This is a genomic window from Danxiaibacter flavus (assembly GCF_041060425.1).
In the GTDB taxonomy this organism is placed as follows: Bacteria; Bacteroidota; Bacteroidia; order Chitinophagales; family Chitinophagaceae; genus Danxiaibacter; species Danxiaibacter flavus.
This window is the reverse complement of sequence record NZ_JAULBC010000023.1, coordinates 1-400: the sequence shown is the minus strand read 5'-3', so window position 1 is coordinate 400 and position 400 is coordinate 1. Positions and strand designations below refer to the sequence as shown.

The 400-nt window shown below is 46.2% G+C and carries 1 protein-coding gene; it reads right to left on the bottom strand.

The features are described 5' to 3' along the window. The coding region (locus QTN47_RS27935; RefSeq protein WP_369332763.1) for an Ig-like domain-containing protein at positions 1 to 400 on the bottom strand (400 nt) is incomplete at both ends.

Genomic DNA, 400 nt, shown 5'->3' with positions numbered 1-400 from the left:
GCTGCCATTTGATGCTACTGTTGCCGCCTTGATTGTAGCTTTATCATTATTTACGACCAGCGGTGTTGGTCCTGACCAGTTATAGGTTACACCGGCTGTTGTACTTGTTGCGGTTAGTAGTTGATCTGAACCTTCGCAGACAGGTGTCATCGCAATAGTGGGCACTACAGGCATTGGATTGATCGCAACATCTATTGCAGCTGATTGGGAGGTACAGGTATTTAAGGTCGCTGATACACTATAGCTGCCATTTGATGCTACTGTTGCCGCCTTGATTGTAGCTTTATCATTATTTACGACCAGCGGTGTTGGTCCTGACCAGTTATAGGTTACACCGGCTGTGGTACTTGTTGCTGTCAGAAGTTGGTCTGAACCTTCACATACAGGTGTCATCGCAATA